This is a genomic window from Pseudomonas emilianonis (genome assembly GCF_023072625.1).
Lineage (GTDB): Bacteria > Pseudomonadota > Gammaproteobacteria > Pseudomonadales > Pseudomonadaceae > Aquipseudomonas > Aquipseudomonas paraveronii.
Map to the genome: position 1 here is coordinate 1 of NZ_JAKNRV010000123.1, position 13,875 is coordinate 13,875.

General features: G+C 59.0%; 13 protein-coding genes and 1 pseudogene. 7 read left to right on the plus strand and 7 right to left on the minus strand.

Annotation, left to right across the window (positions count from 1 at the left end):
* The 3 genes from L9Z73_RS14415 to ahpF all read left to right on the plus strand — a co-directional run.
* Positions 1–260 (plus strand): tyrosine-type recombinase/integrase (locus L9Z73_RS14415; protein ID WP_247402016.1); only part of this gene is annotated, 260 nt, incomplete at its 5' end.
* Positions 261–393: 133 nt separating this feature from the next.
* Positions 394–957 carry an alkyl hydroperoxide reductase subunit C gene (ahpC, locus tag L9Z73_RS14420; RefSeq protein WP_010210361.1) on the plus strand — a complete coding sequence of 188 codons (564 nt, stop codon included), beginning with the start codon at positions 394–396 and terminating at the stop codon, positions 955–957.
* A gap of 117 nt (positions 958–1,074) precedes the next feature.
* Positions 1,075–2,640, plus strand: coding sequence for an alkyl hydroperoxide reductase subunit F (ahpF, locus tag L9Z73_RS14425; protein ID WP_247402018.1), 1,566 nt, complete (start codon positions 1,075–1,077; stop codon positions 2,638–2,640).
* Between the two features lie 62 nt (positions 2,641–2,702).
* Here ahpF and gloA read toward each other — a convergent pair whose 3' ends face one another.
* On the minus strand, positions 2,703–3,224 hold the full coding sequence (gloA, locus tag L9Z73_RS14430) for a lactoylglutathione lyase (protein WP_247402020.1): 522 nt from the start codon (positions 3,222–3,224) through the stop codon (positions 2,703–2,705).
* 197 nt (positions 3,225–3,421) lie between these two features.
* Between gloA and L9Z73_RS14435 the strand changes: the two genes are divergently transcribed.
* On the plus strand, positions 3,422–3,958 hold the full coding sequence (locus L9Z73_RS14435; protein WP_247402023.1) for a DUF4946 domain-containing protein: 537 nt from the start codon (positions 3,422–3,424) through the stop codon (positions 3,956–3,958).
* A 113-nt stretch (positions 3,959–4,071) separates the two neighbouring features.
* Here the strand turns inward: L9Z73_RS14435 and L9Z73_RS14440 are convergent, their stop codons facing one another.
* The 3 genes from L9Z73_RS14440 to L9Z73_RS14450 form a co-directional block, all read right to left on the minus strand.
* Complete coding sequence (locus L9Z73_RS14440; RefSeq protein WP_247402038.1) at positions 4,072–4,434, minus strand: histone-like nucleoid-structuring protein, MvaT/MvaU family; 363 nt, start codon at positions 4,432–4,434, stop codon at positions 4,072–4,074.
* Between the two features lie 196 nt (positions 4,435–4,630).
* Entirely contained in the window at positions 4,631–6,172 is a 1,542-nt protein-coding gene (locus L9Z73_RS14445; RefSeq protein WP_247402025.1) for an EAL domain-containing protein, read from the minus strand.
* 47 nt (positions 6,173–6,219) lie between these two features.
* On the minus strand, positions 6,220–7,134 hold the full coding sequence (locus tag L9Z73_RS14450) for a LysR family transcriptional regulator (RefSeq protein WP_247402027.1): 915 nt from the start codon (positions 7,132–7,134) through the stop codon (positions 6,220–6,222).
* 78 nt (positions 7,135–7,212) lie between these two features.
* On the opposite strand from L9Z73_RS14450, the gene L9Z73_RS14455 reads away from it, so the two are divergent.
* The 3 genes from L9Z73_RS14455 to L9Z73_RS14465 all read left to right on the plus strand — a co-directional run bounded on the left by L9Z73_RS14455 (position 7,213) and on the right by L9Z73_RS14465 (position 10,841).
* Complete coding sequence (locus L9Z73_RS14455) at positions 7,213–8,136, plus strand: DMT family transporter (protein ID WP_247402028.1); 924 nt, start codon at positions 7,213–7,215, stop codon at positions 8,134–8,136.
* Positions 8,137–8,381: 245 nt separating this feature from the next.
* On the plus strand, positions 8,382–9,458 hold the full coding sequence (gene hppD, locus L9Z73_RS14460) for a 4-hydroxyphenylpyruvate dioxygenase (protein WP_247402030.1): 1,077 nt from the start codon (positions 8,382–8,384) through the stop codon (positions 9,456–9,458).
* 54 nt (positions 9,459–9,512) lie between these two features.
* Positions 9,513–10,841 (plus strand): dermonecrotic toxin domain-containing protein, encoded by a 1,329-nt coding sequence (locus L9Z73_RS14465; RefSeq protein WP_247402032.1) that lies wholly within the window; start codon positions 9,513–9,515, stop codon positions 10,839–10,841.
* Positions 10,842–10,899: 58 nt separating this feature from the next.
* On the opposite strand, the gene rarD is transcribed toward L9Z73_RS14465, so the two are convergent.
* The 3 genes and pseudogenes from rarD to L9Z73_RS14480 form a co-directional block, all read right to left on the minus strand.
* Positions 10,900–11,781, minus strand: coding sequence for an EamA family transporter RarD (gene rarD, locus L9Z73_RS14470; RefSeq protein WP_247402034.1), 882 nt, complete (start codon positions 11,779–11,781; stop codon positions 10,900–10,902).
* A gap of 159 nt (positions 11,782–11,940) precedes the next feature.
* Positions 11,941–12,951 carry an aldo/keto reductase gene (locus L9Z73_RS14475; RefSeq protein ID WP_247402036.1) on the minus strand — a complete coding sequence of 337 codons (1,011 nt, stop codon included), beginning with the start codon at positions 12,949–12,951 and terminating at the stop codon, positions 11,941–11,943.
* Positions 12,952–13,033: 82 nt separating this feature from the next.
* Positions 13,034–13,822, minus strand: a pseudogene (locus L9Z73_RS14480) (LysR substrate-binding domain-containing protein); the annotation flags it as partial.
* Positions 13,823–13,875: the final 53 nt, after the last annotated feature.

Genomic DNA, 13,875 nt, shown 5'->3' on the forward strand with positions numbered 1-13,875 from the left:
GCAACGTGGGCGAGGCGGGGTTGCACCCCAACAGCGTGATCCCGCTGTTGCGCCAGGCCCTGGAGCGTGCGGGCATCCCGGCCGAGCAATACACCAGCCACTCCCTGCGCCGGGGCTTTGCCACTTGGGCCCATCGCAGCGGTTGGGATTTGAAGTCGTTGATGAGTTACGTCGGCTGGAGCGACATGAAATCCGCCATGCGCTATGTTGAAGCGACGCCCTTTCTTGGCATGACCCTGGCCACCCAGCCGCTGATTTGAGATTTCTTCTATTAATACTGTCAGTTGATAGAGAAAGCCAATCGCGAGCATCAGGTTTGCCAATGAGCCATCGGCCGCAAGAGTGGGTAGGATTCATCTCATCAACTTACTAACCCCTGACGGAGAGTCAACGATGCCTATCATCAACAGCCAAGTAAAACCGTTCAAAGCGACCGCCTACAAAAACGGCAACTTCGTAGACGTGTCTGACGCTGACCTGAAAGGCAAATGGTCCGTAGTGTTCTTCTACCCGGCCGACTTCACCTTCGTTTGCCCAACCGAGCTGGAAGACCTGGCTGACAACTACGCCGAATTCCAAAAGCTGGGCGTCGAAATCTACAGCGTTTCCACCGACACCCACTTTGCCCACGCTGCCTGGCACAACACCTCGCCAGCCATCGGCAAGATCCAGTACACCATGATCGGCGACCCAACCCTGACCATCTCCCGCAACTTCGACGTGCTGATCGAAGAAGCCGGCCTGGCAGATCGCGGTACTTTCGTGATCAACCCGGAAGGTCAGATCAAGATCGTTGAACTGAACGACGGTGGTGTTGGCCGTGACGCTTCCGAGCTGCTGCGCAAAATCAAAGCCGCTCAATACGTCGCTGCCCACCCAGGCGAAGTGTGCCCAGCCAAGTGGAAAGAAGGCGAGGCCACCCTGGCTCCGTCTCTGGACTTGGTCGGCAAGATCTAAGTCTGTGACACATCAAGGGCGGGATTCCGCACCTAAGTAAGCTGCAACCGCCCTCAAAAACGCCCGGGCGAGATTCGCTCGGGCGTTTTTTTTACCGAATCAAAAGGAATCGCCCGTATGTTGGACGCCAATCTTAAAGCTCAGTTGAAGTCATACCTGGAACGGGTCACCCAGCCGATCGAGATCGTCGCCTCCCTCGATGACGGCGCGAAGTCCCAGGAAATGCTGGCTCTTTTGCAGGACGTAACCAGCCTCACCACGCTGATTACCCTGAAAACCGATGGTGACGATGCGCGCAAGCCCTCGTTCTCCATCAACCGCCCGGGTGCCGATATCAGCCTGCGTTTTGCCGGCATCCCCATGGGCCATGAATTCACTTCGCTGGTGTTGGCCCTGCTGCAAGTCGGTGGCCACCCGTCGAAGGCCAGTGTCGAAGTGATTGAACAGATTCGTGCCCTCAAAGGCGAGTTCAGCTTCGAGACTTACTTCTCGCTGTCCTGCCAGAACTGCCCGGACGTGGTCCAGGCGCTGAACCTGATGGCCGTGCTGAACCCGAACATCCGCCACGTGGCCATCGATGGCGCGCTGTTCCAGGCCGAAGTCGATGAGCGTCAGGTCATGGCTGTACCAAGTGTCTACCTCAATGGTGTGAACTTCGGCCAGGGCCGCATGGGCCTGGAAGAAATCCTCGCCAAGCTCGACACCAGCGGCATCGAAAAAGCCGCCGAGAAAATCAGTGCCAAAGCTGCATTCGATGTGCTGGTGGTCGGCGGTGGCCCGGCCGGTTCGGCGGCGGCTATTTATGCTGCGCGCAAAGGTATCCGTACCGGTGTCGCGGCGGAGCGTTTTGGCGGCCAGGTGCTGGACACCATGTCCATCGAGAACTTTATCTCGGTGCAGGAAACCGAAGGGCCGAAACTGGCCAGCGCGCTTGAAGCCCATGTGCGTCAGTACGACGTGGACATCATGAACCTGCAGCGTGCCAGCAGCCTGGTGCCAGCGAAGAATGCCGGTGACTTGCACGAAATCCGCTTTGAAAGCGGTGCGACGCTTAAGTCGAAAACTGTAATCCTGGCCACCGGCGCCCGCTGGCGTGAAATGGGTGTGCCGGGTGAGCAGGAATACAAAGCCAAGGGCGTGTGCTTCTGCCCGCATTGCGACGGCCCGCTGTTCAAGGGCAAGCGCGTGGCAGTGATCGGCGGCGGCAACTCCGGCGTTGAAGCCGCCATCGACCTGGCCGGTATCGTCAGCCACGTCACCTTGCTTGAGTTCGACAGCAAGCTGCGCGCCGACGCTGTGTTGCAGCGCAAGCTGTTCAGCCTGCCGAACGTCAACGTGATCACCAGCGCGCTGACCAGTGAAGTTAAAGGCGATGGCCAGAAAGTCACCGGCCTGGTGTACAAGAATCGTGACAGCGGCGAGTTCACGACCATCGACCTGGAAGGCATCTTTGTGCAGATCGGTTTGTTGCCGAACACCGACTGGCTCAAAGGCACGGTCGAACTGTCGCCCCGTGGCGAGATCATTGTCGACGCACGTGGCGAAACCTCACTGCCAGGCGTCTTCGCTGCCGGTGACGTGACCACTGTGCCGTACAAGCAGATCGTGATTGCGGTGGGCGAGGGCGCCAAGGCTTCCCTGAGCGCTTTTGATCACCTGATCCGTAGCTCGGCGCCGGCATAAAATCCAGCCCGGAAATGAAAAACCCCATGTGTAAGCATGGGGTTTTTTATTGCGTGGGATGTTTACAGCGGCGCTGGCTGAATGATCTCAACCCAGTAAGCGTCCGGGTCCTTGATGAACGCCAGGCTTTTCATGCGGCCATCGTTCAGGCGCTTCTGGAAGTCGCAACCCAGGGCCTCGAAACGCTCGCACGCAGCCACGATATCCGGCACCGAAATGCAGATATGGCCAAAGCCACGTGGGTCGGTATTGCCATTGTGATAGGCGAAGTCGGCATCGCTTTCGGTGCCGTGGTTGTGGGTCAGTTCCAGGATGCCTGGGATCGACTTCATCCACTGGGTGCGCTCGGCGGCGTCCGCCGGAATCTGGGCCTTGTCCACCAGCGCCAGGAAGTACAGGCTGAATTCGGCTTCCGGGAAGTCGCGCTTTTCTACCAGCGAGAATCCCAGGACACGGGTGTAGAAATCCAGGGACTTGGTGATGTCCTTGACCCGCAGCATGGTGTGATTGAACACGAAGTTCGACGTGGCGGTGTCAGGTTGGGCGGTGACGCCCGGGAAAGTGTTCAGATCGTGCAGGCTCATGGACCCTCCAGAAAAAATGGGGCAAACGCGGCGTGAGATGAGAGGTGCGTTCCCTTGGCTTGCGGCAAGCATTCGTGCAGCTTGGCCATGATACGCAAGGCCCGCCCACTGCGCCAAATGAAAAAGGTCACGCAGGCCTTGCGACTCGCGGGGGCTGGGCCGCAAACTTTGGCGCTTGAACCTGGGGTGTTTTTGCAATGATCGAATGTCGTACACCGCTGTTGAGCGCGTTGTGTTTGCTGTTGAGTAGCCCCTTGGTGCTGGCGGCCGAACCGGAAATCCACTGGCCCAGTGGCTGGCAAATCGAAGAAGTGGTCACTGACAAAGAGACGCCAGCCAGCACTCAAAACGTGTCTCGGCAGCGGGCAATCAAGAATGATGAAAATGGCGCGACAGTGATGGTCATGGAGTTGACGGGCACGCCGATCGAGGCCGGGCATGCCGTCAATCTTGAGGGCGTGTTACTGGAAATGCGCAAGTCCATCCAGAAAGATTTTGCCCAGGGCGGCTATCAAAGTGTGTGCAGCAAGATGCACCCTACAACATTGAGTCGTCTTGAAGCGCTGGAAACTACTTGCGTGATTACCGAAAACGGCCGGCACGTACTCTCGCAAACATTGGTTGGCGCTGTTGATACCGATAAAGCCTTTGTTTTTTCATACGCGGGCCAGGCGCAAGCATACGAAGCGAGCAAGGATGAAGTCCGTTCGGTGCGCGACAGCCTGAAACTTTGAAAGGCGCTGTCCCCAACATTTTTGAACAAAGTGAAATGTTATTTAAGTTCGCATTCGAACCGTTAAACAAAAAAGCCCCGCTATTGCGGGGCTCTTTGTAAGTGCATTTTCGATCAGCTGCGAAGCCAGGAATCTACAGTGGCGGCGCCATACTGTTCTTTCCAGGCTTTCAGGCCGCGGTGGTTGCCGCCTTTAGTCTCGATCAGTTCGCCGGTGTGCGGGTTGTGGTAAACCTTGACCACGCGCGCGCGGCGCTGTTTTGGTGCGGTCGCGCTCGCTGCGGCCTTGCCTGGGTTAGGATCAAGGATGGAAATGATGTCGCGCAGGCCCTTGCCGTAGCTCTTCATCAACGCTTGCAGTTTTTCTTCGAATTCGATTTCTTTCTTCAGGCCAGCGTCGTTCTTCAGGGATTCCAGCTGGGCAAGCTGCTCTTGAAGGGCTTTTTCTGCTGCGCGAAATTCGGCGAGTCTGGACAAAATATTTACTCCAATAGTGTATTTGGCTGATATCAACTGCAGATAACGCTATAAGCCAAGAGCGGTAAGGCGACTCGAGAAAGAGGCCTTCCTGCGAGTTCTGCACAGGTATGAAAAATTGTAGTAGTTAATCCGCCACGAGTAAATCATGTCTTTAGCTAATTAACACTCTTTCATCGGCGCGGTAGATGGCTATTCAATGGCTGGTCAGAGATTTAATGAACTCATCGCAGGGTAGCGGGCGCCCGAACAGGTAACCCTGCAGGAAATCCACGCCTTGTGCTGCCAGGTATTCACATTGCTCGATTGTTTCCACGCCTTCGGCAACGATGCCCAAGTCGAGCTTGCCGGAGAGCTCTATGATGCTGTCCAGAATATGCCGCGAGAGTGCATCTACACCGATCATGGCGACAAAGCTCTGGTCGATCTTCAAGTAGTCGACATTGAAGTTACGCAAGTAGGTCAGGCTGGAGTGACCGGTGCCGAAGTCATCGATTGCAATCATCACCCCCAGTTCGTGCAGCGCATCGAACAGGCGGCGGGTGATGTCGGTAGGCTTGATCAGTTCGCGTTCGGTCAACTCCAGCACCAGGATCACCTGGCCAGGCGTGAAGGCAGCGAGAAACTCCCGGCAGTCCTCCACCAAGGCCAGGTCCTGACAATGACGGGCGGTGATGTTCACGCCGATATGGAAACCGCGGGCGAAACGCTCGGCATGCGGCGCCAATTGCGCCGCCGTCTGGCGCAGCAGCGCGCGAGTCATGGGCACGATCAGGCCACAGTCCTCAGCCAGTGGAATAAACAGGTCCGGCCGCACCAGGCCTTCCTTGGGGTGGCTCCAGCGCATCAGCACTTCGCAGCCAGCCCACTCGCGCGTATCGCCGCGTACCACCGGCTGGAAATAGGCGATGAACTCATTGGCGCCCAAGGCCCGGTGCAGTTCGTGGGTCGGGGCTGACGAGCGTTTTTGCAACCAATGAGCCGACGCACCCGCCAGTGCGCCAAAGAATCCCACCAGGATGAACAGCGCCGGGTAACGATCCTGCATATAGCGCCAGACTTCCCCGGCCGGCATGCCCGCGTCGACGCTGTAGCCATAACGCGTGGACGCCAGGTGGTGGTGGGCCACGGCAAACACCGGCAGCGCACTGTCGCGCACCTTGCCGTCAGCGCCCATCCAGTGAGGCCCGACCTGTAGGACGAGCTCTGCGTTGTGGCTGATCAGGCGCAGGGCGTTGCTCAGGTGATAGCCGTCAATCGATGCAAATGCGCCTTTATCGCCGTCGACCAGGCGGTATACCAACAGCGCGGTATCCGGTGTGACCGGATTGCCATTCATCAACCATAAGCGCCCATTGACATAATCTTCCGGGTTGACCGGTGATTCGTAACCACCGCCGAACAGGGAGCTGCAATAGATGTTTTTCTGCCAGGACAAGGTGGTCGCCCTTACAAACGGCCGGCGCGTGACCTGTTCACGCAGTGCCAGTTTTACCGTGTTGTCACAGGGCTGACCGGCCAGCGGCAGTAACGCCTGGGCGGCGAGGGCAGTGTTGTCGAGCATCAGGTCGAACTGGCGCACGGCTTCCTGGGCCGTCTGCGCGGTACTTTGTTGCAGGGTGTGTTCAGCCTGCCAATGCAGGATGACCACGCCCGCCCCGATCGGTAGCAGTGCGCTGAGCGCGGTGATCAGATAGCGCGTGGCGCGCTTTCGCGGGGCGTTGATGGTCAGGGGCATGGGGCGGACGGTCTGTCGTGGGATGGGGCGTGCCGGGCGGCACACGATTAACTGGATGATAGATGGCCGGGCCCGATTAAGCTCGCCGCCGGTGAGAAATCTACGCTCTGCGCTACATGAATGAAGGCCAGGGTCGCAGGCGTCGACTGGCGTTGATCCAGCACCGCCAGGCCAATTTCGCGGCTGACCGGCGGGGACAGCGGACGCACGGTGTAGCGCGCATCCGGCGTTTCGGGCAACGACGCCTGCGCCACCACGCTGACGCCGTCACCACGGCTTACCGCCTCCAGGGTGCTGAGCAGTTGCGAGCAGCGATAACGCACATTCGGGCTCAGCCGAGCCGTGTCGAACAGTCGCGAGACCAGCTCCAGCGAACCGGCTTCAGTGAGGATGAACGGGTCAGCGCACAGCGCCTTCAACGCCACGCATGAGCGTTCGGCCAAGGGGTGGGCGGCGGGCAAGAGGGCGACCATTTGGTCTTTGAACAGCGCAAACGTATCGAATCGTTCGTGCTCCAACACTACAAACCCTACATCGATACGCCGCTCATCCAGCCATTGGATCACCTGGCGATCCGGGCCTTCGTCGACATGCACTTCAATGCCCGGATACTGCATCCGGTAGCGCTTTAGAATGCGCGGCAGCAGGCGATTGGATGAGGTGGGGCCGAAAGAGCCGATGCGCAGGGTGCCGCGTTTCATCCCGCGCGCGTCGCAGGCTTCCTGCTGCAAGGTGTCGGCCACGCCGAGCAGTGTGCGGGCACGCATCAGCAGTTGCCGGCCGATGTCGCTGAGTTCAACTTGGGACTGATGACGTCGAAATAGCTCGACGCCCAGCTCTTGCTCCAGGGCTTTGATGGCGTGGGACACAGCGGACTGGCTGATCCCCAGGCGATGGGCCGCGCTGGTGAACCCCTGCAGTTCTGCGACCCGGGAGAATATTTCCAATTGCGTGAGCGTCATGAGTATTTACTCATTTTACGATGATTGATCATTAGCTGGAGGATACGCCAATCCTGCAAGCCACAGAGCAACCCACCGATGACATCTTCTCCGGACCACTCGACCTACCTGAAGCTCGCCGCTGTGACCATGATCTGGGGTGGGACTTTCGTGGCCGGCCGCTATCTGGCCGCCGACCTAGAACCGCTGCTGGCAGCGACACTGCGTTTTCTATTGGCGAGTGTTGCGCTATTGGTCTTTATGGCCTGCGCACGCGTGCGCCTGAGTCGCCCAGACGCCAGGCAGTTCGTGCGTCTGGCCGTGCTGGGTTTTTTCGGCATCTTTTTCTACAACCTGTGTTTCTTTTACGGTCTGCATTACATCAATGCATCGCGAGCCTCCTTGATTGTCGCCTTGAACCCAGCGGTGATCGGCGTGGCTTCATGGTTGCTGTTCAAGGAGCGCCTGGGTGCAGCCAGGTGGCTGGGGATTGCCTTGTGCCTGGCCGGCGCGGGCACGGTGATTGTCAGTCGCAACCCCCAACTGTTGCAGGGGGCAGACTACGCCTGGCGCGGCGATTTGCTGATCTTCGGCTGCGTGGTGGGGTGGGCCGTGTACTCGTTGTGTTCCCGTGAACTCAACCAACGCCTGGGCCCCTTGCAAACGGTCACCTGGTCGATTCTGCTGGGCACGGGGATGCTGATGGTCACCACCCTCATCAGTGGCAGGATCACTCTGAATGCGCTGGCCGCCGTCCATCTGCCGCAACTGCTCGGCCTGTTGTATCTCGGGGTGGTGGGCTCGGCGGTGGCCTATATCGGCTGGTATGACGGTATTCGCCGAATCGGCGCGACCCGAGCCGGTGTGTTTATCGCCCTGAATCCGCTGACCGCGGTCATTTGCGGCGCGGTGTTGCTGGATGAGCAACTGACCCCACCCATGTTGTTGGGCGGCGCGGTGATCCTGCTCGGCATCTACCTGTGCAACAAACCCCTTGCTCCGTCCAGGCCAATGGGGATTTGATAAGAGGGCGGACAAATACTGTTACGCTGTGTAGAATCGATTTACGCATACAAGAATATGGACTTGCGCTCACGCAAGCCTCAGCCGTCAGAGACTGATGTAACCATGAAGCTACTCGGCTCCCCCCTGATCTTTGGTGACTTCCTCGCCCGTAGCGTGCGAGGTCTCTCGTGTGCGCCTCCCTCCTGCTTCATCCTTGCTGGCAATTGACATCCGTTCATCACAAGAATGAAGAGGCGCCGAACATGGCTGACCAATACGAAAACCCAATGGGCCTGATGGGCTTTGAATTCATCGAGTTCGCATCGCCCACACCCGGCACCCTGGAGCCGATCTTCGAGATCATGGGCTTCAGCAAAGTCGCGACCCACCGCTCCAAGAACGTTGACTTGTATCGCCAGGGTGAGATCAACCTGATTCTCAACAACGAGCCCAACAGCATCGCCTCCTACTTTGCGGCCGAGCACGGCCCATCGGTGTGCGGTATGGCGTTTCGCGTGAAGGATTCGCAAAAGGCCTACAACCGCGCCCTGGAACTGGGCGCCCAGCCGATCCATATCGAAACCGGGCCGATGGAGCTGAACCTGCCGGCGATCAAAGGCATCGGCGGTGCGCCGCTGTACCTGATCGACCGCTTCGGCGAAGGCAGCTCGCTCTACGACATTGATTTCGTCTACCTCGAAGGCGTGGAGCGCAACCCGGTCGGTGCCGGCCTCAAGGTCATCGATCACCTGACGCACAACGTGTATCGCGGGCGCATGGCCTACTGGGCCAACTTCTACGAGAAGCTGTTCAACTTCCGTGAAGCGCGTTATTTCGATATCAAGGGCGAGTACACCGGCCTGACCTCCAAGGCCATGAGCGCCCCGGACGGCATGATCCGCATCCCGCTCAACGAAGAGTCGTCCAAGGGCGCCGGGCAGATCGAAGAGTTCCTGATGCAGTTCAACGGTGAAGGCATCCAGCACGTGGCGTTCCTCACCGACGACCTGGTCAAGACCTGGGACGCGTTGAAGAAGATCGGCATGCGCTTCATGACTGCGCCGCCGGATACCTACTATGAAATGCTCGAAGGCCGCCTGCCGAACCATGGCGAGCCGGTGGACCAGTTGCAAGCGCGCGGCATCCTGCTCGACGGCTCGTCCATTGAAGGCGACAAACGCCTGCTGTTGCAGATCTTCTCGGAAACCCTGATGGGCCCGGTGTTCTTCGAGTTCATCCAGCGCAAGGGCGATGATGGCTTTGGCGAGGGCAACTTCAAGGCACTGTTTGAGTCCATTGAGCGTGACCAGGTACGTCGCGGTGTATTGACCGCCGACTGATCACGTTATCGTCACCACAAGCCCGGTAGAGGTCGCCTCTGCCGGGCTTTTTTTGTGCGGAACCGTATCTCGATCAGCACCCACAAAGATGACAGGGCCGCAGGAAACAGCCTGTACCTTGATGCAGGGATGCCGTACTTCAGTATTCATGCCGCCGAGATACTCCCTATGATCAATACGTCCTGTGCAAACCCGCAGACGCCTACGCCTTACGCGCACAGTCAGCCCGTCGCTTTCACTCGCAGCATCCGCTCGGTCAGCGACTCGGACCCAGTCGACCTGGCGTTTCAAACCTACATGGACCGCGTGCAGTCAGAGTTCCAGAACGGTTCTCTGAGTGCCGGGGGACGCGCGTTGGCTTATGCCGCCGTCAGGCCCGACAAGCCGGGAGCGCCTGGGGTGCAGGTGTCTACCTTCGCCGTCGATGGCGCGCAATCCAACGACATCGTAATGGTCAAGCGCACGCCGGCTACCGCCGAAGGTCCGAACTTTCTGATGTATTTGCCGGAGAAAGAAGGCCAGTCGTTTCACGCATTCAATACCCCTGAGGAAATGACGGCCTGGCACAAGGCGTCGCTCAGCGATCCAAAGGCGCGGGACAAGTTTGCTGCACACTTCGCCCGTGGTGCGGCGCCAAAGCAAGTGGAGCGGGTCAAGCAGGTGCTGGAAAAATTTGCCGCTGGCGATTCCCGTGCGGTGATCGGCAGTTATGCGTATGAGAAGGGGGACATCTTTACGCGCCTGAACAAAGACGCCAGCACCCCGCCGGTGCCGGTCAATGGCTTAACCAATACGCAGCTCTACAACCTGTCGCCGGACGGCAAGGTCACCTACGTCGGGACGCGCGCGGATGGAAATAAGGTGCTTTACAATTATGATGCTTACGGCAACCTGCATGGCGGTAGCGCGGACGGGCAGTACTTGGTGCGTAACGGGCTGAACAATAACGAGCCGCTCGTAAGGATGACACGTAAGAAATACAACGCGAATCTGCGCAATGTTCTCCTGGACAATGTGGGCGCCAATAATCGGAGAGGGCTCTACGACGAGTTCCTCAAACAGCTCAGAAACCCTGGCCATGGCCTGGGGACGGCGCTGGAAGCGTTGGGCGTTCCTGAAGACGTGGCTTACGCTATCGAGACAATCGCGAAGAACCCGGTCACGGGGACATTGCTTGAGCTGAACCAAAACAATCGGCTTGGCAATCTGTTTGGCGTTAAGAAAGAAGTGATGGGTGCCGCCTTGGAAAATGTAGGCAATGAGGCGCAGAGCAGCATCCCGATTTACGGCAAAAGGAGGAAGCAACTGAATACCGTGGCCGACTTTCTGGAAAAGCATTTCGGCACGCCTGAGCAACCAACGGCTCAGGTGCGAATCGGTTAAGTCGCGACACAGCCCCGGAGGGAATGGATGCCCCCACCACCGACATCCGCTCGTTCACTCATGCCCTGCGCTGACGCACCAAGTGCTTGAAGCCCTCATACACCAGCACCATCACCGCCAGCCAGATCGGGATATACGTCAGCCATTCGCCCGCCTTGATACCTTCCCCCAACAGAAACGCCACCCCCAGCAACAAGACCGGCTCCACATAACTGAGTAGCCCGAACAGGCTGAATGCCAATAAACGGCTGGCAATTATATAGCTCACCAGCGCCGAGGCACTGATGACGCCCAGCATCGGAATCAATGCGTACAACTTCGGATGGGCCTCCATCACCGCAAAACCCTGTTCGCCGCTCTGCACAAACCACCACGCCACCGGCAGCATCAGCGCCATGTCCAGCCACAGCCCGCCCAAATGGTCGGTGGTCAGGTATTTACGCACCACGAAATACACCGGGTAGCCGATGATCACTACCAGCGTGGCCCAGGAAAAACCGCCGGCCTGATACAGCTCGTTAAGTACCCCAAGGGCAGCAAACAAGACGGCGATCTGTTGCAGGCGCGACAAGCGCTCGCCGTAAACCAGGCGCCCGGTCAGCACCATGGTCAGTGGCAGCAGGAAATAGCCCAGCGACACATCCAGGCTGCGGCCGTTCAGCGGCGCCCACATGAACAGCCACAATTGCACGCCGAGCAGTGCCGACGACACCACTATGCCGCCAATCACTCGCGGCCTGGCCGCCAGCATCCGCAGCAAGTCCCATACCCGCCGCCATTCCCCGCTGACGAGCATGAACACTGTCATACACGGCATGGTGAGTAACATGCGCCAGCCGAAAATCTCCAGGCCACTCAAGGGTGTCAGCAGCGACGTGAAGTAATACATCACGGCAAACAGCACCGAGGCCAAGACCGATAACACAACACCTTTAGACACGCTGTCCTCGCGAAAACCGTTGGATACAAAAGAGGGGGGATTTCAGCAGGGGAATATAGTGCTTTTGGCGTCAGAGGGTGGCTCTGTTTTGGGGCGTTTCATGCAGGTTTTTCTCACTGCCCTCGTCAGGAGGGCAGTGAACCGCGATTTTCCAGGGGGTTACGTGCGCGCCATGCGGCCCGACACAAAATGGCCGACATCATTGAAGCCGGGGGTGGACGAGTGTCCCGGCGTCACCAGCGAGTCAATAAATGCCTCATCCTCAGCCGTGAGCTTCACGTCCAGCGCGCCGGTATAGGCATCCCACTGCGCCTCGGTACGTGGCCCGACAATCGCAGAGCTGACGGCCGCGTTGTTCAGTACCCAGGCGATTGCGAACTCGACAATCCCCACGCCACGCCCTTGGGCATATTGCTGGATCTGCTGGGCAATGCGCAGCGACTCCACCCGCCATTCGGTTTCCAGAATGCGCTTGTCCTGGCGTGCGGCACGGCTGCCGGCCTCGGGTGTCACATCGGGTGCGTATTTACCGCTGAGCACGCCACGGGCCAGCGGGCTGTAAGGCACCACGCCCAAGCCATAGGCGGCTGCGGCAGTGATTTGCTCGACCTCGGCCTGGCGATTGACGATGTTGTACAGCGGTTGGCTGATCACCGGTTTGTCCACGCCCAGGCGCTCGGCCACGCGAATCACTTCGGCAATGCGCCAGCCACGGTAGTTGGACAGGCCCCAGTAACGGATCTTGCCCTGGCGAATCAGGTCGCCGATCGCCGACACGGTGACCTCCAGTGGGGTGTTGTGGTCTTCGCGGTGCAGGTAGTAGATATCCAGGTAATCCGTGTCGAGACGGGTAAGGCTGGCTTCCAGTGCGTTGAAAATACGCTTGCGGCTCAAACCGCTGCGGTTGGGCAAACCGTCCGGCGGGCCAAAGCCGGCCTTGGACGCCACTACCCAGTCCTGGCGATGACGGGCGATGGCTTCACCGACCAGCTCTTCCGAACGGCCGCCCGTATAAACGTCGGCGGTGTCGATGAAGTTGATGCCCTGGTCCCAGGCCTTGTCGATGATGCGCAGCGAGTCTTCGGCGTTGGTCTGTTCGCCAAACATCATGGTGCCCAAGGTCAAGGCACTGACCTTCAAACCGGACTGGCCCAATGTGCGGTAAATCATGGAAAGCTCCTCAAGGCAGGAAAACGTGTGCCATGCAATACCAGACTCGCAGGCTCTGGAACAAGCCCTCGGGCGTGTTTCTTCATGTGCTCAGCAGCCTCTGGCAACGTGCCTGGAGGAAGCGATGCAGCACTTTCACCCGTTCCGACACTTGCAGGCGATGGGGGCACATCAGGTTGAAGGGCGTGGGTTCGCCCTGCCAGTCGGTCAGCAGCGGCACCAGGCTTCCGGCCTGGATGTCGCTGGCGATATCGAGGTTGGCTTTATAGGCAATGCCATGCCCGGCCAATGCCCAGCGCCGCACGATTTCCCCGTCGTCGCTCAAATAGTCGCCCGTCACGTCGACCTCCTGCAGCTCTGCGCCTTGGCGGAAGTACCAGGTGTTGTTGGCCCGTCCCTGGCGCATGTAGCGCAGCGTGTTGTGTTGCGCCAGTTGTGCCGGCGTGCTCGGTGCGCCATGGCGCGCCAGATAGGCGGGGCTGGCGCAGGCGATGCGCCGGTGGCCTGGCACCACCGGCAACGCTACCAGGCTGGAGTCGCGGGGTACGCCGAAGCGCAGGGCGATGTCGACGGTTTCGCGGAACAGGTCAGCGTTACTGTCGTTAAGCAACAACTGAACGCGGATGTTCGGGTGTTCCAGCTTGAACTCATCCAGCCAGCCCAACAGCACGTTGCGCCCGAAATCCGAAGGCGCGGCCAATTGCAGCCAACCACTCAGGCTTTGGCCTTGTTGCTTGATCGCCTGCTCACCCTCAGACAAGGCTTCCAGCGCCACGCGCACACTGTCCAGGTAGCGCCGGCCTTCCTCGGTCAGGCGCATGCTGCGGGTGGAGCGCGCCAGCAGCCGTATGCCCAGGCGGGTTTCCAGGCGTGTTGATCATCGAAGCAATGGCCCAGGCTGCCGGTATCCTTGGTTTCAAAATG